This is a genomic window from Thermogemmatispora onikobensis (assembly GCF_001748285.1).
Taxonomy (GTDB): domain Bacteria; phylum Chloroflexota; class Ktedonobacteria; order Ktedonobacterales; family Ktedonobacteraceae; genus Thermogemmatispora; species Thermogemmatispora onikobensis.
Window position 1 is genome coordinate 103,929 of record NZ_BDGT01000002.1, and the last position, 20,411, is coordinate 124,339.

The window sequence follows — 20,411 nt, forward strand, 5'->3', positions numbered from 1 at the left end:
CTGGCTCGTAGTGCCTGACAGCGACCGGTCAGCGCACTCCCGAAGAAAGAAGCCAGCCAGCCTTCATACCAACTCAACAAAGCCGGGCAGGGCTGCTGCGAGGGTAGTGGATCAGCCTCCTTCCTTGCAGCAGCCCTGCTTGCCTGTCTTAGTGGGAAGAGAGAGGGTTTCAGTCCTAATTGGTGAAATCTTCAGTCACCCAAACGTAGCCCTGGCTATCGAGATAGATGCCGATACCAACGCGGTGGAAGGAGCTACTGAGCAGATTGCGACGGTGTCCGTCATTGGGGGGCTGCTCGTTGAGCATGCTGCTCTCGATAAGCTGCACCCCGCCCCAGGCATCGGGTGAGGCTGAAGCATAGCCCACATTCTCCCCGCACACATTCCAGGTGATCCCCTCGGCGCTGATGCGGTCGCAAGGAGCGGCTTCGCCAGGGCAGGCATGGCTGAGCCCGCAGTGCGCCATGTTCCAGCTGTGCAGGCGGGCGCCAGCAGAGAGTGTGCCATCCAGGGTATAGGCTGGCAAGCCCTGGTTGGCCCGATCATGATTGATCAGGGCAAAGAGCTGCTGCCGTAGCTGACTTTCCTGACTGGTCTCCGCGGGTGGTGTTCCATACGGACCGCTGCCACCTGGCGCCAGGGTTGGAACAGGCGTGGCTGAGGAGCCAGAGCCAGAGCGGCCCGAAGAAGTAGGTCCTGGCGAAGGCGTCGAGTGCCCCCGAGCTGTGGCGCCTGGCGTTGCTGTGGCCTCCCCATGACCCGTAATGCTAATGGGAGTAGCGGCTCCCATGCCTCCGGAAACGGTGGCTGTCGTCTGTGGTGTTCCCTGCAAGGTTGGTGTGCTGCTCCCTTGGGCTGTTGACCCCTTCCCTGACGAGGCCGGTCCTGTTGCCGGTCCGCTTGCGCATCCCGTTAGCCAGATCAGCAGCAAGAGCAACAGCAGCGCCAATGGCTTCTTGCTCAGCACAACATCCTCCCTTCTCCTGGCTCACCTCACCTCTCCAGAGGCGAAGTCATTGCATTGAGCCATCATGAACCAGTCTGGCAGCAATTGTAGCATAGGTAGCTCGTCACGTAGTAAGCAAGCAAGGAGAACAGAGAATGACTAGTACTGAAGTCCTGGAGAGAGGAGCGGAAAGGTTCAGCCCTTCGCGTCCGCTGGGAGCCAGCCATCGGCTCCTGGGGGGCAGAAGCGGGCGCGTTGACAACGCCGTAGACGAAGCAGTACAATTCGGGCAGGCATCTCTTCTTGTAGGATAAACGTGGCTTGTGGTAACAGATGGGAAGGAAACCGAGGCATGTCCGAAGATACCCAAGACCAGACAGATCGTGTTTTTGAGCGTGCCATTACCACCCTATGTAACTGTCGCAGCCTGATCCGTCATCATCCTGATCTGCCAGCCATCCAGCGCGAGCAACTGCTCAGCGATATTGATCAGACGCTACAGCTAGTGCAGGGCTGTGCCGCCAGAGCGGCTCAGGAAGTCTTGTTCTCCGCTGGGCCAGGATCGCGGCGGCCCTCGCAGGAGCAATCGACCCTGCGCGCTCTCTACCAGCTCTATCAAGAGCACATCAACTCGTCCCAGGCCAGCACCCAGGTGCTCAGTGCGCGCTTTAACGAAACCCTGACGACGCTCAAAGAGATTCAGGACCTCATTCAGGAATGTGATGATCTCGATCTAGAGGGTGATCACCAGCAGCTCAGCATTGCTCTCCAGCGTATTGGGGCCTTCACCGCTGACCTCTACTGTCTCTTTATGGAGTTCCGCCGCTCGCTTGCGGCTATTCTTGACGAGCAGAGCAGCTACATACATACTGAGGAACTTTCCAGCCTGCAGCGCCTCCATCCCTCGATCAACGAGCGGCAGCCAGGCCCTGTGCTCCGTCAGCCGCATTTGCGCGAAGACCACCGCCGGCTCGACGAGCAGAGGCAGGTCCTGACTAGCCGACTGACCGATGCCACGGCCTTTCTCGTCCTGCTGGAAGAGGGTCTGCGCAGCGATCTTCAGCGGCGCAATGAGATTGTTGGCCATCTCCACAGCATTGGGCAACTGCTGAGAGACATGGCTGGCCTGCTAGCTGGCTACGAAGAAACGCTGAGGGCCATCCTCTAGCCAGGCCAGAGCGACAAGGCCATCAGCGCTTCTTTGCTTCGCCGAATCTGCTCAGCCAGGCTCAGCCCCGCCCTGTCTTCTGACCTGCTGCCAGGTGCAGAAGCAGAGAAAGAAGGCTGACGAGCACACAAGAGCGAGCAGCCAGGAGGTAAACAGCGAGCGGGCCGCTCTTTGCTGGTCTAGAGAGCGGCCAGAGCTGCCTGAGCCACTTCCATGTCCTGGGTGTAGTGCCCGCCGCTGACGCCGATCCCGCCGATAATCCCCTCAGCGGTCTTAATAGCGAAGCCGCCGCCGAAGACGATCAAGCGATCCGTCTTGATGATCCCATGCAGCAAAGGCGGATCATTCCTAATAAAATCAAACCACTCATGGGTGGCCATGCCTCCAAAGCTGATCGCCGTATAGGCCTTATCCTGAGCGATCTGGACACTCAAGAGTGGGGCCCCATCCATGCGGCTAAAAGCTTTCAACGTACCATCGGCGTCGCAGATAGCGATGCACATCGGCACGCCGATTTCACGAGCTTTCGCCTCTGCGGCGGCGACAAGGCGATGGGCGGCTTCGATCGTAATACTCGGCTTCTGAAAGCTGTTCTCGGCCATCGTTGGCTCCTTTCTTTCTCAGCAAGATGATCGCAACAAGGACAGGCCAGCCAGCTACTCTGATGCGCTGGCCATAGGCCCCTGTCTCTCGTGTCTCTCTAATGCTCACTCAAGCCTGATCTGACTTTCAGCCCTGCCTGGGGTGTGGAGCGGTCTCCTGACGCACCCCATAGCGAGCCTCCAGCTCCTGGATGGAGGGCAGGCCGACCAGTTCGGTAAACTGTTGGAAGCTCACCGACTGATCTGCGAAAGCCGTCGGCGTCTCACCTCGCTTCAGCCCTTCCAGGAGGCGAAGCATGGCATGAGTGGCCGTAAAAAGCAAGGCAACGGGGAAAAGTACCAGCTTAAAGCCCAACTCCCGAATCTCACTCAAAGAGAGCGGGGGCGTCTTGCCGCTCTGGGCCCAATTAAAGAGCAAGGGGACATCGGGGAAAGCCTGCACAATGGCTCGCAGCTCCTCCATCGTGCGGGGGGCCTCAATGAAGATCACGTCGGCTCCCGCCTCGCGGTAAGCTCGTCCGCGGCGCAGTGCCTCCTCAAAACCGAGCACTGCCCCTGCGTCGGTGCGCGCAATGATCACAAAATCGGGGTCTTGACGGGCTTCCACTGCGGCGCGCACCTTCTGAACCATCTCCTCCATTGGGATGACCTGCTTCCCCTCCATATGGCCACACTTCTTCGGCCAGACCTGATCTTCAAGATGCAGTCCGGCCACGCCGGCCCGCTCATACTCGCGTACCGTCCGGCGCACATTCAGGGGATTGCCATAGCCCGTATCGGCATCAGCAATCAGCGGCGTCTCGCCGGTCACTGCTGCCAGGGCCGCCGCGCGGCTCACCATCTCACTCATTGTCAGCAGGCCCACATCGGGCATGCCGAGCACGCTTGCTGACGTCCCGAAGCCCGTCATATAGACCGCAGAGAAACCGGCCTGGGCGATCAGTCGCGCGCTCAAAGCATCGTACGCCCCGGGGGCTACCACCAGCTCGGGGCCGGCCAATAACTGACGCAAGCGCGTTGTCACTCGCATGGGCTTTCTCTCCCTTTCTTCCTTCTCGTCTCCTCCCGTACGCGGGAGCTCGGTGTGGCTGGTGGGCACCTACCAGCCGGCCCGGCCAGAGCGGAACCTGGCATTCCGCTCCGCTACTGGCAAGTGTATGTTAGCCCATGAGCTGTCTCCCTGCAAGCACGCGCTCGGGCCAAAAGAAAAGCCGATGGCAGGCAAAGCCCGCGCCCGGGTCAATATTTGCCGCCGGGCGGGGGCAGGTGTTATCATAAAAAAGGCGACCTCTTAGTGTACCGATGACAATAAAAGCTCAGACAGAGCGACCAGTGAAGAGCAAAGCCATTCTCAAGGAGAGAGCGCCCTCCCAGGTGGGAATAAAACTGGCCGGTAAGCTCTTTCCACTAAAGAGAGGGGTAGAAACACAGAACGGCAAGAAGCCTTGACCAGAGGAGAAGAGCATGGCAAATCCCTTGTTACAACTCAAGGACTACGGACAGAGTGTTTGGTACGACAACATTGACCGGGCGCAGCTTGAATCTGGCGAATTCAAACGTCTCCTGGAGGAAGACGGTATTACCGGGGTCACAGCCAACCCCACCATCTTCGACAAAGCCATCAGCAGTGGTCACGCCTACGATGCCCAGATCGAGGAGCTGATTCGGGAAGGGAAAGAGGTCGAAGAGATCTACGATGCCCTCGTCGTGCGTGACGTTCAGACCGTTGCCGATCTGCTGCGGCCCATCTACGAGCGCAGCGCCGGCGTTGACGGCTACGTCAGCCTGGAGGTCTCGCCGGACCTCGCTCACGATACCGAGGGGACGCTGGCCGCGGTCCGCCGCTACTGGCAGCTCGTCAATCGACCGAACCTCATGATCAAGATCCCGGCCACCCCTGAAGGGCTGCCCGCCATTCAGCAGGCGCTGACCGAGGGCTACAATATCAACATCACCCTCATTTTCTCGATCCAGACCTATCGCGAGGTAACTGAAGCCTACCTGACGGCGCTCGAGAATCGCAACGCCGAAGGCCAGGACATCAGCAGCATTGCCTCGGTCGCCAGCTTCTTCGTCAGTCGTGTGGACACGCTGGTCGACAAGCTGCTGGAAGAAAAGATCAAGGCGAGCAACGACCCTGACGAGCAGGCCCGGCTCCGCTCCCTGGAGGGGAAGGCGGCCATTGCCAACGCGCGCCTGGTCTATCAGGAATTCAAGCGCATCTTTGGCTCGCCGCGCTTTGCGGCCCTGCGCCAGCTCGGGGCCCATGTACAGCGTCCGCTGTGGGCCAGCACGAGTACGAAGAACCCGGCCTACCGCGACGTCCTCTACGCGGAGGAGCTCATTGGCCCCGACACAGTCGACACCATGCCCTACGAGACCATCGAAAAGTTCCGCGATCATGGGCGAGTGCGCTACAGCATCGAGGACGACCTTGATGGCGCGCGCGCACTGTTCAAGGAACTGGAGCAGCTCGGCATCTCCTACGAGGCGGTGACTCAGCAGCTGCTCGATGAGGGTGTGCAGAAGTTTGCCGACTCCTACCACCAGTTGCTCAATAGCATTCGCGCCCGTCAGCAGGCGCTCAAAGAGAGGCAGGTTTCGCGGTGACAGCACAACAGGAGCCAGAGCCACAATTTGAGGCCGAAAGTGCTCTTCAAGAGCTGGTACGTACGGGACTGGAGCGACTCACCGCCGAGGGTGTCGCGCGACGCATCTGGGAACGTGATGCCAGCCTCTGGAAGACTGACCGTGCCGTCCAGCAGGAGATTCGCGAGCGACTCGGTTGGCTGACCGTTGCCAACACCATGCAGGAGCGACTGCAGGAGATCGAGGACCTCGTAGAAGCGGTGCGCCAAGACGGCTATCGCTATGCTGTGCTGCTGGGCATGGGAGGAAGCAGCCTCTGCCCCGAGGTCCTGCGCCTGACCTTCGGCGTCGCGCCCGGCTACCTGGACCTGTTTGTGCTCGACACCACCGATCCTGACACCATTCGCGCCGTCGAGGAGCGCATTGACCCTGGCAAAACGCTGTTCATAGTGGCCTCCAAGTCGGGCGAGACCATCGAGACGCTCTCACACTTCCGCTACTTCTGGCAGCGGGTCAGCGAGCTGGGTGGCGAGGGCGGCGCGCACTTTATCGCCATCACCGACCCTGGCACCTCGCTAGAGCGGCTGGCCCATGACCATCGCTTCCGCCATGTCTTCGCCAATCCTCCCGACATAGGTGGGCGCTACTCGGCGCTCTCCTTCTTCGGCCTGGTGCCTGGTGCCCTGATTGGCGTCGACGTCAAGCAGCTACTGACTCGTGCCCAAGAAGCCATGAGCCGCTGTAGCGCCAGCCAGCCAGTCGCGGACAATCCCGGTCTGCGGCTGGGGACCATGCTAGGGGCCCTGGGCACACAAGGGCGCGACAAGATCACCTTTGTGCTCTCGCCGGCTATTGCCAGCTACGGCTACTGGGTTGAGCAGCTCATCGCTGAGAGCACCGGTAAAGAGGGGCGTGGTCTCCTGCCGGTCGAAGGGGAAGCCCTGGGAGCTCCCTCTGTCTATGGCAACGACCGTCTCTTCGTCTACCTGCGGCTGGAGGGCGACGACAACGCCGCCCTCGATGAGGGTCTGGCGCGTCTACAAGCAGCGGGTCAGCCGCTGGTGCGCTTCCAGCTGGCCGACCGTTACGACCTGGGCGCTCAGTTCTTCATCTGGGAGCTAGCCACAGCGGTCGCTGGCATCTTCCTGCAAATCAACGCCTTCGATCAACCGAACGTCCAGGAGAGCAAAGACAACACCGCGCGCCTCCTGGAGCGCTTCCGTCGGGAAGGGAAGCTTCCCGAGCTAGAGCCAGTTATCAGCGAAGGAGCGCTGCGCGTCTACGGCAGAAGGATGGGAGAGGGGAAGGAAGGACTGGATAGCTACCTGCAAGCCTTCCTCGATCAGGTACGTCCAGGCGACTACATTGCCCTCATGGCCTACGTACAGCGTAGCGAAGTCAATGAAAGCGCCCTGCAGGCGCTGCGTCTGCGCCTGCGCGATCGCTACCGCGTTGCGACAACGCTTGGCTATGGTCCGCGTTTCCTGCACTCGACCGGCCAGCTACACAAAGGCGGGCCTAACAACGGCGTGTTTATCCAGATCACCGGTGATGTGAAGCAGGATGTCCCCATTCCGGGCGAGTCCTATACCTTTGGTATTCTCAAAGAAGCGCAGGCTTTGGGCGACCTCTTCGCCCTCTCGGCGCACGAGCGACGCAACATCCGCATTGCTATCGGAGGTGATCTGGCTGCCGGCCTGCAGGCCCTTGCACAACGGCTGGCCCCCGTAGAGACGCAAGGCGACGGACAGCCCTCGCACTGAGGAGGCATCAACGAGCGCGTATCTGCGCGCACGGGAGAGCCGCACCGCCTCGACTGGTGGCAGCGACCGGGAGGAGGGAGCAAGGCCGTCTCTGCCAGCCTGGCAGGCTGGGCTTCTCAGGCTCCCACCCTGGCGCTCGTTGTCCCTGTCCCTAGCTCGGGTCAAGGGCGGCCTCCTGGCTCAGTCGGCCTGTCAGCCTGCCTGGCCTGGGCACATGGGAAGATCTTCAGAAGATTTTAAATCTGCGCAAGTATTGCACTACAATGAATATAGCCGATGACAGGCGATGAGAGGTCCTGGTTACAAACCCGGCAACGGATGAGCAACCTGGAACTCAGTCGAGAGTGTGTATTGTCTGTCAAGAACAAGTGATGACCAGGAGAATATCATCGATGCCTCAACGCAGCGCGGTCGAGGCGCCCAATCCCCTACGCGAGGGGCTGCGTATCAAGCACAGCCCGGAGCCCTGCGCGATGGTGATTTTTGGGGCGACTGGCGATCTAACCCATCGGAAACTCTTGCCTGCTCTCTACAACCTGGCCCTGGAGCACCCGCTACCGGCAGGCTTTTCCGTCATAGGATTTGCGCGCCGGCCCTACACTGACGAGCAATTCCGGGAGCAGGCCTTTGAAGCCATCAACGAGTACTCGCGCCAGAAGCCCATCAATCAGCAGGTCTGGGAGAGCTTTGCGTCCGGCATCTTCTACCTGCAGTCTGACTTTCACAACCAGGCGGGCTATGAAAAGCTGAATGCCCTGCTCAACCGGCTGGATCGAGAGCGTGGCACAGGTGGCAACCGCATCTTCTACCTATCGACGCCGCCGAGCCAGTATCCTGAGATCATCCAGCGCCTGGGCGCCGCTGGTCTCAACAAGAGCCGCAAAGGCTGGACACGCATCATCATTGAAAAGCCCTTTGGGCATGATCTGGCCTCGGCTCGCGAGCTGAACCGGCAGGTGCTGCGTGTCTTCAAAGAGGAGCAGGTCTATCGCATCGACCACTACCTGGGCAAAGAGACGGTTCAGAACATACTGGTTTTCCGTCTGGCCAACGGTATCTTCGAGCCGGTCTGGAATCGCCGCTACGTGGACCATGTCCAGATCACCGTAGCGGAGAACATTGGCCTTGAGGGGCGAGCGGCCTACTACGAAGAAGCGGGTGCTATTCGCGACATGGTCCAGAACCACATGATGCAGTTGCTGACCCTGGTCGCGATGGAGCCGCCGATTGCCTTTGATGCCACGGCAGTGCGCGACGAGAAGGTCAAAGTGCTGCATGCTCTGCAGCCGCTGCAGGGGCAGAACGCCCTTCTCAACACCGTTCGCGGCCAGTACACTGCTGGTTGGATGAACGGGCGGCTGGTGCCTGGCTATACCGAGGAGCCGGGTGTGCGGCCCGATTCCTCCACCGAGACCTATGTGGCCCTCAAGGTCTTTGTTGACAACTGGCGCTGGGCCGATGTTCCTTTCTACCTGCGCACTGGCAAGCGCCTGCCCAAGCGCGTCACTGAAATCGCCATTCAGTTCAAGCAGCCGCCTTCGATGTTCTGGCAGCGCAGCAACATTCAAGGGCAAATCGAGCCGAACGTCATCGTATTGCGCATCCAGCCAGACGAAGGCATCTCGTTGCGCTTTGGGGCCAAAGTGCCGGGCACCGAGATGCAGATCCGCTCGGTCAACATGGACTTCTTCTACGGCTCATCCTTTATGCGTCCGCAGCCGGAGGCCTATGAGCGGCTGCTGCTCGATTGCATGCTGGGTGACTCCACGCTCTTTACCCGCCGTGACGAGGTAGAAGCGGCCTGGGAGTTCATCCAGGGCATTCTGGATGCCTGGGCGGAGGCGCCGCGCGAGACCATTCATCCGTATGAGGCAGGCACCTGGGGACCCCAGGCTGCCGACGAATTCATCTGGCGTGATGGGCGCCGCTGGCGACGGCCCTAGCGCGAGCCTGCGCTCGCCCCCAGACTGGCGGGTGCAATTCAGACCCACGCCACCGTGCCAGGCCGCGGCTACCCGTCCGGCCTGTCGCGTCAGCCAGCTAACGAGGCTACCAATCAGACAACCAGTCGGTCACCCAAAAGCTGGGTGGGAAACTGGCTGACGCACCCTCGCCTGCATCTTGGCTCCGCCGCCCTCTGCGGCGCGGCCTGATTTTGCCGTGGCTGGTCAGCAGGGGGGACGGTCAACGGAACGGTGGGCAAAGCTGTGACCTGAGCCGATGCACCGATAACACGGGGGGCCTGCTCACTCAACGGTACTGAAGGGAGCTGTTTGCCTTTCGGTACCTCGCTTACACAACACGAGCCAAACGAGAAGCTGCAGTAGCTAGCGCACGCGATCCAGGCCGGACGGCCTCCGCCCGTCCGTCGGTCGCCTGGAACGATGCCGTTCTCTATCAGGGGAGATCTGGAATGACTGTGGACCTCGACCTATCCCCGGGGACACGCTCGCTGTGGGCCGGCAAGGCTATTCCCTGGGAGCATCTAGAGGAAGAAGTGGCTTTGCTCTGGAAAATGGCCGCCGATAACATGCGCATCGGCCAGAACATGAGCGTACGCACCAGCGTGCTCAACCTGGTGATCTGTGTGCCATCGGTTGCGCGCGCACGCTACGCCAGCAACCTGCTGCGCGATCTGCTGAGCACGCATATCGCGCGTGTCATCATTCTCATTCTCGAAGATGATCGCGACGCACCGGCCTCGGTCGCGACCTGGGTGACCCTGCGCAGCTTCCCAGTCATTTCAGACCTGACTCGCCACCACTTTGAGCAGATTACCGCCCTTCTGACCGGGCCTGTTGTTGGGCATAGCGCTGCCTTGTTGCAAAGGCTGGTCAGGCCGGACCTGCCGATCTACCTCTGGTGGCTTGATGAGCCTCCGGCGAGCGGCGATCCTCTGGGTTCGCTGGCTGCTATCAGCCAACGGCTCATCGTCGATTCAGCCAGCTTTCAGGCGCCGGGGCCAGCTCTGCGTCGCCTGGCCTCGCTGTTAGAGACTTATCCTGCCTGTGCCATCAGCGACCTGAACTGGGGACGTCTGACGCCGCTGCGCCAGCTTGTCGCCCAATTCTTCGACGGCCAGGAGTATCGACCGTACTTTGAAGGTATCCAGCGCATCGAAATCGAGCACGCCGTCCTTAGCGCCTCTGACGACCAGAATCACCTGCCGTCGCCAGCGATCTCAGCTGCTGGCGGGCGCTCTCAGCGCCTCCAGGAGCCTGCCCGCGCCCTATTGATGGGAAGCTGGCTCAAGGAGCGTCTCACCTGGCGTCGCGTCGCCTGCAGCGCCTCCTGTCCTGGCAGCAGCGAGAGCCTGCCACCGGGCGCCTATCACTGGTGTCTGGAGAATGGTGCCGGGCAGCCGACCCGGCTGGATATCCGCCCGCGTCGCGAAGGCGAAGTTCCCCCTGGTACCATCTGCCTTCTGCGCCTCACGAGTCGATTGGCGAACCAGCAGGCGCTCTTCAGCATCAGCCGCCTTCCTGGCGACAGCAGCGATCACGTGCTGACCTCCATTGAACTAGAGCAGGAGCAACCGCGCCAGCGCACCCTCAGCCTCAACGAGCAGCGTCAGGAAAGCCAGCTCCTGGTCGATGAGCTAGAGATCACCGGCCATGATGACCAATTCGAAAGAATTCTGCAGGAACTGGCGGCCTTACTGACTTAAGCGAAGCGTCTGGGGGGCGCCATCGAAGGGCCTCTCTCCTCTTCGTCTACGCCAGAGTACTTGCTCTGGCGAGCCAGCTTCACCAGAGAGGACAGAATCGAGAAAATGCAACAGCAGATCGCCATCTATACGGATAGTGAGACTCTCAGTCACGAGGCGGCTCGTCTCGTCACCCGCCTCGCCCAAGAAGCCATTGTCACCCGCGGGCGTTTCACGCTGGCTCTGGCCGGAGGCTCCACGCCCCGCAAGCTCTACAGCTTGTTGGCCAGCGATCCCTATCGTAGCCAGATAGACTGGGCGCGCGTTGACATCTTCTGGTCAGACGAGCGTTGCGTTCCGCCCGACCATCCAGAAAGCAACTACCGCATGGCCTACGAGGTCATGCTGAGCAAGCTGCCTATTCCCGCAGCCAATATTCACCGCATGCCAGCCGAGCAAGCAGATCGCCAGGCTGCGGCGGAGAGCTATACAGCTGAGCTACGGCGCGTCTTTGGCACAGCGGGCGTACCTGTCTTCGATCTCATTCAGCTTGGCATGGGGCCGGAAGGTCACACCGCCTCTCTATTCCCGCATCAGGCGGCTCTACACGAGCGTGAGCATCTCGTCTTGCCCGTCAGCGTACCCAAGCCTCCACCCGAGCGGCTCACCTTCACCCCGCCCCTGCTCCAGGCCGCGCGCCATATCCTCTTCCTTATCACCGGCAGCGACAAAGCCGAAGCCGTGCGCGCCGTCCTCGAAGAGCAAGGCTCGCCCGACGACTATCCCGCCCGTCTTGCACACGCCGCCGCCGGCCAGGTCGCCTGGTTGCTAGACACAGCCGCCGCCGCAGCCCTCAAGAGGAGGCCCACAGCATGACAGCCGAGCAACCAACCCCCAGGGCGGTCCCCGTGCCGCAGACACCAGCAACCATTGGCCTTGTGCCCTCCATCCTGAGCGCCGACTTCAGCCGTCTCGGGGAGCAGGTTCGGGCAGCCGAAGAGGCTGGCGTGCAGCGCATCCAGATCGACGTCATGGATGGGCACTTTGTGCCCAACATCAGCATGGGGCCTCTCATTGTCGAAGCCGTGCGGCGCAGCACCAGCCTGCCGCTGGAGGCGCACCTCATGATCACCAATCCCGAGTACTACATCGAAGCCTTCGCGCAGGCCGGTGCCGATGTCATCATCGTGCACCAGGAGACCTGTCCTCACCTGCACCGCATCGTACAACAGATTAAAGAAGCTGGCAAGCAAGCAGGGGTGGCGCTCAATCCCTCCACTCCCGTCTGGCTGCTTGAAGACATCCTCTCCCTGCTTGACCTGGTCCTCATCATGACCGTCAATCCTGGTTTCGGCGGTCAGGAATTCATCCCCGAGACCCTACCCAAAATTGCCCGTCTCAGGCAGCAGCTCACCGAGCGCCAGCTTCGCTGTGACCTTGAAGTTGATGGTGGCATCAACGAGCACACTGCCCCGCTGGTCGTACGGGCCGGAGCCAACCTACTCGTTGCCGGCAGCGCCATCTACAACCGGCGCGAGAGCGTTGCCGCCGCCGTCGAACGTCTCCGGCGCGCCCTGGCCCTGGCCTGAAAACCTGCAACAGCCCTCAGCAAGTAACAGGAGAGAGTGCGAGCCTTCGGGCCTTCATCTTCTTCGCCCAGGCTGACAGCTCGGCGCCGGACCAGATTGGAGCAAGCCGAAGGCTTGGGGAGACGACCGTGAGGCAGCGCGCTGGGCGTCAGCGCAGCCAGAGCGGCAGCCAGCCGGGCCAGGCGGCGAGGCCACCATCGCCGCCGGACGCCAGAGAACTATCAGGAGGCAGCGACCATGCACGACGACATCACCGATATCCCCGGCATCCGCGTCGGGCACGACACCGACCTGGAGGCAGGCACTGGATGCACAGTTCTGCTCTGTGATCCGCCTGCCGTAGGTGGAGTAGACGTACGCGGCGGAGCCCCGGCCACGCGCGAAACCGACCTTCTGCGCCCCCTCTACCTGGTCGAGCGTGTCAACGCCATCCTGCTCACCGGAGGCAGTGCCTTTGGACTGGAGGCTGCTGCAGGAGTCATGCGCTACCTTGAAGAACGCCACCAGGGTTTTGAGACCGGGGTAGCGCGCGTACCGATCGTTCCGGCAGCCGCCATCTTCGATCTGGGTCTTGGATCATCACAGGTGCGGCCCGACGCTGCGGCTGGCTACCGTGCCTGTGAGCGGGCGAGCGGAGGACCGATCGAACAAGGAAGTGTAGGGGCCGGAACTGGGGCCACTGTGGCCAAGCTAGGCGGAAGTGCGCAGGCCATCAAGGGAGGGCTTGGCTCAGCCAGCATGCAGCTCCCCGACGGGACCATGATCGGCGCCCTGGTTGTCGTCAACGCCGTTGGCAATATTGTCGACCCGGGCAGTGGGGCCATCATTGCCGGGGTGTCGGGAGCGGGAGCAGTCCAAGGGCAAGGTCCCCATCCCTTCAGCAACACCACCATTGCCGTCGTTGCCACCAATGCCGCCCTCAACAAAGCGAGTATCAACAAAATAGCGCAAATGGCCCATAACGGGCTAGCGCAGGCCATTCAACCAGCCCACACCATGTTTGACGGCGACACTGTCTTTGCCCTGGCCCTGGGCGCAGAGACAACACTCCCCCCTGATCCTGCAGCTACGGCAGCGCAGGTCAGTCTCATAGGGGCCGCGGCAGCTGCCACTCTGGCGCGAGCCATTGTCAAAGCCGTGCGCCAGGCCAAAGGACTCCACGGCATTCCAGCGATTGCCGACCGGGCCCAGCGGTCTGAATGAGAGCGTGGGTGGCCGCGCGCTCAGGGGCTGGTCACAGCAGCGCCGGGCAGGGCGCGGATCGACGCTCGACGCGAACGGGTGCGAGCGAGCGACCGGCCAGCTAGTCAGCATCCTGTCTTAGACCTGTGGCCCATCTTGCCGCCAGGCAGCGAAGCGGCGAGGAGTGCGGAGACAACACGAGACGACCCGCAGCCGGGCCGGGCCCGGGAGCGGGCATCAAGAGAGCGCCGTGAGCGGCTGGCGGATAGAGAGGTAGCAGCGGCGCACGGCTCAGCGTGACGGCGGCCAGCGGCTACCGACTGGCGAGAAAGGCCAGGTAACAGGTACCTCAAGGTTAAGGTTCGAGAATCAGCAGCAGCAGCAACCCTCCACTCAGCAGCATAACCAGAAGACAACATAACACCAGAAGAGGGAAGAGCGGGACGTGGGCCGCTGGGGGCGGAGCGGGCGAGGCGGTAGGGGCCTGCCACTCAGCGCGCAGGGGCAAATCGCGCCGCGTAGCCAGCGTCTTCAGGCCCCCAGTTGTCAGGTCCCCGGAAGGAGGGATAGGGGAGCTGCTTATTCCCGGACCGGACTGCAGCGGCTCCGAAGCGGGGAAGGAAGGGGGAGGGGTCACAGGCAAAGCAAGGGGGGGGTATGCGGCGGAAGCGGGGGACGAAGCAGGCGAGTGGGGGAGCACTGCCCGGTCCGCCTGAGCAAGTCGGAGCTGCGCAGAGTGGGCATCGGAAGTTGGCAGTCTCACAGCAATCTCCACCAGGGGCAACTGAGAGCCAGACCCACAACTCACACAACGAACAACGGAACCTACAAGAGACGCGCTACAGAACAGCACTACCAACGCAGTAGCTATTGTTCATTGTAGCCGGGCGAGGGGAAGAATCAAGGAGACCATGACTATTGGGCTGTTGCTTCTTCCAGCAGAGAGAGCAGTTGGTGCAGAATTCTAGCGGTTGCGCCCCAGATGCGGTAAGGGCCGTACTCATAGAAATAGACAACGCGGCGGAGGCCGGAAGTATCCCAGACCTCGCTATGGAAGATGCGGGGGTCAGCCAGGGAAGGGAGAGGGGCGCGGATGATCTCGGCGACCTCAGAAGTCTGGAGGGTCAGGGGGCCAGGGCCGGAAGGCAAGAAGGCCACCACGGGAGTGATCCAAAAATTGGTCACCAAAGTAAAGGAAGGGGGGAGCAGGCCGAGCACCTCAGCGCGCTCGGGAGGGAGGCCGATCTCCTCCTGGGCCTCGCGCAGAGCGGTCATCACCGGATCGCGGTCTTGTGGATCGACCGAGCCGCCGGGAAAAGCGATTTCGCCGCTGTGGGTGCGCAGGGTAGGGGAGCGGCGGATCAGCAGCAAGCAGGGCAGGCCGTCTGCATCGAAGAGCGGTAAGAGCACGGCGGCGTGCCGGAGAGGGCGAGAAGCGATTTCGGGAGGAGGTGCCATTGACGGGGCCTGGTCGGGAGGGGCCAGGCGGGAACGCAGGGCGGTCACCACCTCACTGATGCTGGACATATTCATGTGTCTATTCTACCACATTCACGCCGCAAAAAGGGGCTGGTTGAACTTGCGTGGGTATGATACAATGTGGTAAACAAAAAAACAGCGGGGAGGTCCGCCGAAAAGCTAGCTTTTGCCTTGCATTCACAGGCGGCTTTTGGTATAATTAGAGCATCGAGTGGGGGTATGCTTACACAAGGCTTTCATTATGCCCATATATACCTTATGACCTGTCTGCGGGCATCGTTTCGTAGAACTACTCTCTAGCACGAACGGGTGTACTATGGAGAATCGTCGTCTCATAGTAGGAAGTACAGCGACAAGCAGCAGCCATCGCAGCCTGAGCAGCCTCCTCCGATAGCCAGTTGTCCGAGACGCATCCCCCCGATCTCAAGATGACGTTCCTGTCGTTACCCCTGGCAGAAGTGATAACGGACCAAGGAAGCGGGCGATCTACGTACGACACACGTTAGACAGGATCAGAGGGCGCTCGAGGGGCAAGGCAAAAAAACCGTGGATCGAAGGGGGTATTTTACCCATGCAAGCACAACAGCACGGCGACCTTTCGACACCGCCAGCGGAAAAAACTCAAAGCGGGCAGGTACAGACCATGTCTGAAGCAAGAGAGCCTGAAACCAGCACCAGCAGAATTGGAAACCCGGAAGAATCAGAAGACCTGAACATGGAGGTCCTCCTGGCCTCGGCGAACAATCCCACCAGCCTCAAACGTGGCGATGTTGTCGAAGGGGAAATCGTGCGCATCGACCAGGATGAGATTCTGGTCGATATCGGCCTCAAGTCAGAGGGCGTGCTCTCAACAAAGGAACTGCCGGCCAGCGGCTATGGCTCGCTGAACGAGTTAAAAGTGCACGACAAGGTGCTTGTCTATGTCGTGCAGCCAGAGACACCGGACGGCCATGCCGTGCTCTCGCTGAGGAAAGCCAACGCTGAGCGCCAGTGGCGTCTGGTTGAAGAGCAATACCGCAACAACGACTTGATCAGGGCGCGCGTCATTGACTACAACAAGGGCGGCCTGATCGTCGATGTCAACGGCATCCGTGGCTTCGTACCAATCTCACAGATCCAGAGCCTGAAGCGTGAGGAGGTAGCGGCGGGCGGGGAGAGTCAGGAGACGGCGGCCAAGCTGGCCGGCATGAAGGACAAAGAGCTGCAGCTCAAGATTATCGAGATTAACCGCGCCCGTAATCGGCTGATCCTCTCCGAGCGTCAGGCGGTGCAGGAGTGGCGGCAGCGGCGACGCGAGGAGCTGCTGGATGAGCTGAAGCCGGGCGAGATTCGCAAGGGGCGGGTGAGCAATCTCGCCAACTTCGGGGCCTTTGTTGACCTTGGTGGGGCCGATGGCCTCGTCCATATCAGCCAGCTAGCCTGGAGCCGTGTCAATCATCCCAGCGAGGTCTTGCATGTTGGCCAGGAGGTCGAGGTGCAGGTCCTGAGCGTCGACAAAGAGAAGAAGAAGATCGCGCTCTCCATCAAGAAGGCCGAGGTTGATCCCTGGACGACGGTCGAGCAGCGCTACTCGCCTGGCCAGCTGGTGACGGGCACGATTACCAAGATCGCCCCCTTTGGGGCCTTTGCCCGGATCGAAGACGGCATCGAGGGTCTCATTCACCTCTCAGAGCTGCCTCCCGGGATGGACCCCAAGACCAGCCTGCACGAAGGGCAGCAGCTCCAGCTGCGCATTCTGCGCATTGATCCTGAGCGTCGTCGTCTTGGCCTCAGCCTGCGTCAGGTCGAGGAGCCGGACAGTGCCAAGGCCCAGGCCCAAGGCCAGGGTCAGGGGCAGAGCCAGGGGCAGAATCAGCAGGCGGCTTCCAGCGGAGGCTCGGCTGAGACTACCACCAGGGGGACCACAGATGATAAAATGAAGCTGTCCCTCGAAGAGGTGGCCAGACGTCAGGAGAGCGCGCAACACCAGCAAGAGGGACGTAGCGAGCGCCGCGAACGTGGTGAGAAAGGTGAGCGAGAAGGGCGTGGCGAGCGCCGCGAACGCACTGAGAAAAGTGAGCCATCCTTGCTCGACCACCTGCCGCTGGGTGACGATGGTGAGATCACCGCTATGGCTGAGGCTTTTCGGGCCGCTGCTCGTCAGCGCAATAAGAATCTGACAACCGAGGAAACGGAGGGTTCTGGCAGCTAGCGCGCACCTGTTGCGTTGCGGAGCATGGTGCTGGGTCGCAGCCTGTAGCAGAGGAGCGAGGGAAGGCCCCAAGGGAAAACAGGAGACCGGTGGTGGTGGCTGAGCCTGCGCTGTGGGCCTGGCCCAGCGAGTGCGCTCCGCTCCTGAACGAGAAAAAGAAGCGCTAAAGTACAGCCACGTACTGGCACGCTTCAGGATAGGCCAGGCAAACCAGCCGTTGAGGGCTGGCCGATGACTCGTTCTAGCTGAAGGGAGGCCTGGGCTACCACCGGGTTGAGCGATGGCATCTGCACCGGACGCTAGAGCGTGCATGCGCACCTGAACAGCTGATCTGATTCGACCTCCTTGCTGCGACAGGCGAGAGTGGAGCAGTGAGGGGGTCGCTTGTTTCAGCGTGTAGAGGAGTGATCCATGGATGACGGCAATGCCCCAGGTCGTTCTTGCTTGACGCTGCAAAGAAGGGTGTTGTATGATGAATTACCAAGTTTACCTGAGCGACACAGAGGGCTCGGTTCCACCCTCTGCCACTGAAAGGGGGGTGACAAACAGGTGAACGACAGGGATAGAGATAGATTTGATAAATTCACCGAGCGAGCCAGGAAGGTCCTGAGCCTCGCCCAGGAGGAAGCCCAGCGCTTCCAGCATAATTACATCGGGACAGAGCACCTCCTTTTGGGCCTCGTACGCGAGGGCGAAGGTGTGGCCGCCAAGGTTCTGGCGAATCTGGGTGTCGAGCTGAACAAGGTGCGCAGCGCCGTTGAGTTCATTATTGGGCGCGGTGACCGTATCGTGCTTGGGGAGATTGGCCTGACCCCCCGGGCCAAGAAGGTCATCGAGCTGGCAGTGGACGAGGCGCGCCGCCTGAATCACCATTACATCGGCACCGAGCACCTTCTGCTTGGCCTGGTGCGCGAGGGTGAGGGAATCGCCGCCGGTGTCCTGGAAAGCCTGGGTGTCAACCTGGAGAAGGTGCGCACACAAACGATCCAGGTGCTCAGCCAGTCTGGCTCGCCCCATGAGCGCGATGCCAAGCACTCCAAGACGCCGACGATCGACGCGATGGGCGTCGATCTGACAGCCGATGCCCGTGCGGGGAAACTCGATCCGATTATTGGACGCCATCAGGAGATCGAGCGGGTCATTCAGATCCTGTCGCGTCGTACCAAGAATAATCCCGCGCTTATCGGCGAACCTGGTGTCGGTAAGTCGGCAATCGTTGAGGGCCTGGCGCAGCGCATCGTCGCCGGCGAGGTCCCTGAGACCATCGCGGGCAAACGTCTGCTCACGCTGGATGTCGGCTCCCTGGTGGCAGGCACCAAGTACCGTGGCGAGTTTGAAGAGCGCCTGAAGAAGATCATCGAGGAGATCCGCAATAGTCGCGACTGTATCATCTTCATCGATGAGGTCCACACGCTGGTGGGGGCTGGCGCCGCAGAGGGTGCGGTCGATGCGGCCAATATCCTGAAGCCGGCTCTGGCTCGCGGCGAGATCCAGTGTATCGGCGCGACAACGCTCGATGAGTACCGCAAGTATATCGAGCGCGATGCCGCTCTGCAGCGCCGCTTCCAGGAGGTCATCGTGCGCGAGCCAACCATTGAGGAGACAATCGAGATCCTCAAGGGAATCCGCGAGCGCTATGAGGCCCACCACCGCTTGACGATCACGGATGAGGCTCTCAAGGCGGCGACGGAGATGGCCAGCCGCTATATTACCGATCGCTTCATGCCCGATAAGGCCATCGACCTGATCGATGAGGCCGCCAGCCGCGTGCGCATGCAGCATTCGCTGGCCCCGCTCAACCTGAAAGAGGCCAAGAAGGGCCTGGAGGCGGTGCTCCGCGAGAAGGAGGCTGCTATCCAGCAGCAGGATTACGAGCTGGCCGCCGAACTGCGCGACCGTGAGGTGAAGCTGCGCGAGCGTATTGCCAAGCTGGAGGCCGGTTGGCAGAAAGAGCGTGGGAGCGATCGCCCCGTGGTTGGCGAGGAGGAGATCGCTCAGATCGTCTCGATGTGGACCGGCATCCCGGTGATGCGCATCGCTCAAGAGGAGTCTCAGCGCCTGCTCCATATGGAGGAGGCTCTCCATAAGCGCGTCATCGCCCAGGATGAGGCTATTGAGAAGATTGCGCGCGCCGTCCGTCGTGCTCGCGCCGGCCTGAAAGATCCGAAGCGCCCCATCGGCTCCTTCATCTTCCTCGGCCCAACCGGCGTCGGTAAGACCGAGCTGGCCCGCGCCCTTGCCGAGTTCATGTTTGGCAGCGAGGACGCCCTGATCAAGATCGACATGTCAGAGTTCATGGAGCGCCATGCCGCCGCTCGCCTGGTCGGCGCTCCCCCGGGCTATGTCGGCTATGAGGAGGGCGGCCAGTTGACGGAGGCCGTACGCCGTAAGTCCTACAGTGTGATCTTGCTCGATGAGATCGAGAAGGCCCATCCCGATGTCTTCAATATGCTCCTCCAGATCCTGGAGGATGGAAAGCTGACCGATGCGAAGGGCCGCACGGTGGACTTCCGCAATACGATCATTATCATGACGTCGAATGTGGGCGCCACCTTGTTGAACCGCGAGGCGTCGATCGGCTTCAAGCTGACGAAGGATAAGGAGCAGGCGTATAAGAGCGAGTACGAGGAGATGAAGAACAAGGTTCTCGGCGAGCTGAAGAATACCTTCAAGCCCGAGTTCCTGAACCGTATCGATGAGGTCATCGTCTTCCACTCGCTCCGCCGCGAGGATATGTATCAGATCGTCGATCTGTTGCTCAATCGCGTGCGCAATCAGCTGACAGAGCAGCAGATCGAGCTGGTGGTCCCGCAGCCTGCCAAGGACTTCTTGATCAAGGAAGGCTTCGATCCACAGTACGGCGCTCGCCCGTTGCGGCGCACGATCCAGCGCCTGGTTGAAGATCCGCTGGCCGAGGGTCTGCTCCAGGGTCGCTTCCATGCCGGCGATGTGGTCGAGGCGGTGGTGGTCAACAATGCTCTCGAACTGCAGGTGCGCAGTCGGCTGGAGCAATTGCCCGCTCCAGCTTCGCCGCAGGCGGCGCTCTCTGCCGGGAGCAGTGAGGGCAGCCCCGCCGGTGAAACCTTGCCAGGTTGATAGTGTGCAGAGGAGAGCCACTCTGGCGCGTCTCGCGCGCCGCAGGCTCTCCTCTTTTTTTGTCCTCGTTCGCTTGTTTCCTTACTTGGTGCCCGCTGGCAATGCCGGCAGCTGAGAGGTGCTCTCCTTACGCCTGTCTGATGAGGTGCCGGTCAGGCAG

Annotated in this window: 14 protein-coding genes; 10 read left to right on the forward strand and 4 right to left on the reverse strand. The window is 61.2% G+C overall.

Annotated features, from left to right (window positions below; genetic code table 11):
* Positions 1-175: 175 nt before the first annotated feature.
* A complete protein-coding gene (locus BGC09_RS01525) occupies positions 176-967 on the reverse strand; it encodes a CAP domain-containing protein (RefSeq protein WP_141727581.1) in 792 nt (263 codons plus the stop codon).
* Positions 968-1,298: 331 nt separating this feature from the next.
* On the opposite strand from BGC09_RS01525, the gene BGC09_RS01535 reads away from it, so the two are divergent.
* The gene (locus tag BGC09_RS01535) at positions 1,299-2,114 is read left to right on the forward strand and encodes a hypothetical protein (RefSeq protein WP_069801440.1); all 816 of its coding nucleotides are present in this window, start codon (positions 1,299-1,301) and stop codon (positions 2,112-2,114) included.
* Between the two features lie 179 nt (positions 2,115-2,293).
* Here the strand turns inward: BGC09_RS01535 and BGC09_RS01540 are convergent, their stop codons facing one another.
* Together BGC09_RS01540 and BGC09_RS01545 are read right to left on the reverse strand one after the other, a co-directional pair.
* A complete protein-coding gene (locus BGC09_RS01540) occupies positions 2,294-2,716 on the reverse strand; it encodes a GlcG/HbpS family heme-binding protein (RefSeq protein ID WP_069801441.1) in 423 nt (140 codons plus the stop codon).
* A gap of 127 nt (positions 2,717-2,843) precedes the next feature.
* Positions 2,844-3,746, reverse strand: a complete 903-nt coding sequence (locus BGC09_RS01545; RefSeq protein ID WP_069801442.1) for an isocitrate lyase/PEP mutase family protein — start codon at positions 3,744-3,746, stop codon at positions 2,844-2,846.
* Positions 3,747-4,180: 434 nt separating this feature from the next.
* Here BGC09_RS01545 and tal point away from each other — a divergent pair, with 434 nt between their 5' ends.
* The 7 genes from tal to BGC09_RS01580 all read left to right on the forward strand — a co-directional run bounded on the left by tal (position 4,181) and on the right by BGC09_RS01580 (position 13,506).
* Positions 4,181-5,326: a transaldolase gene (tal, locus tag BGC09_RS01550; RefSeq protein ID WP_069801443.1), complete on the forward strand. Its 1,146-nt coding sequence runs from the start codon at positions 4,181-4,183 to the stop codon at positions 5,324-5,326.
* On the forward strand, positions 5,323-7,068 hold the full coding sequence (locus BGC09_RS01555) for a bifunctional transaldolase/phosoglucose isomerase (RefSeq protein WP_069801444.1): 1,746 nt from the start codon (positions 5,323-5,325) through the stop codon (positions 7,066-7,068). Before tal ends, BGC09_RS01555 begins: the two co-directional genes overlap by 4 nt.
* Before the next feature lie 392 nt (positions 7,069-7,460).
* Positions 7,461-9,011 carry a glucose-6-phosphate dehydrogenase gene (gene zwf / locus BGC09_RS01560; RefSeq protein ID WP_069801445.1) on the forward strand — a complete coding sequence of 517 codons (1,551 nt, stop codon included), beginning with the start codon at positions 7,461-7,463 and terminating at the stop codon, positions 9,009-9,011.
* A gap of 470 nt (positions 9,012-9,481) precedes the next feature.
* The gene (locus tag BGC09_RS01565) at positions 9,482-10,735 is read left to right on the forward strand and encodes a glucose-6-phosphate dehydrogenase assembly protein OpcA (protein WP_069801446.1); all 1,254 of its coding nucleotides are present in this window, start codon (positions 9,482-9,484) and stop codon (positions 10,733-10,735) included.
* Between the two features lie 105 nt (positions 10,736-10,840).
* Positions 10,841-11,590 carry a 6-phosphogluconolactonase gene (pgl, locus tag BGC09_RS01570; protein WP_069801447.1) on the forward strand — a complete coding sequence of 250 codons (750 nt, stop codon included), beginning with the start codon at positions 10,841-10,843 and terminating at the stop codon, positions 11,588-11,590.
* Entirely contained in the window at positions 11,587-12,303 is a 717-nt protein-coding gene (gene rpe, locus BGC09_RS01575; protein ID WP_069801448.1) for a ribulose-phosphate 3-epimerase, read from the forward strand. The genes pgl and rpe overlap by 4 nt, the downstream gene beginning before the upstream one ends.
* Positions 12,304-12,540: 237 nt before the next feature.
* On the forward strand, positions 12,541-13,506 hold the full coding sequence (locus tag BGC09_RS01580) for a P1 family peptidase (protein WP_069801449.1): 966 nt from the start codon (positions 12,541-12,543) through the stop codon (positions 13,504-13,506).
* Positions 13,507-14,400: 894 nt separating this feature from the next.
* Here BGC09_RS01580 and BGC09_RS01585 read toward each other — a convergent pair.
* Positions 14,401-15,018, reverse strand: coding sequence for an NUDIX hydrolase (locus BGC09_RS01585; RefSeq protein WP_069801450.1), 618 nt, complete (start codon positions 15,016-15,018; stop codon positions 14,401-14,403).
* Positions 15,019-15,679: 661 nt separating this feature from the next.
* Here BGC09_RS01585 and BGC09_RS01590 point away from each other — a divergent pair.
* Positions 15,680-17,155: a 30S ribosomal protein S1 gene (locus BGC09_RS01590; RefSeq protein ID WP_069801451.1), complete on the forward strand. Its 1,476-nt coding sequence runs from the start codon at positions 15,680-15,682 to the stop codon at positions 17,153-17,155.
* A gap of 549 nt (positions 17,156-17,704) precedes the next feature.
* Positions 17,705-20,251, forward strand: coding sequence for an ATP-dependent Clp protease ATP-binding subunit (locus tag BGC09_RS01595; protein ID WP_069801452.1), 2,547 nt, complete (start codon positions 17,705-17,707; stop codon positions 20,249-20,251).
* Positions 20,252-20,411 lie beyond the last annotated feature (160 nt).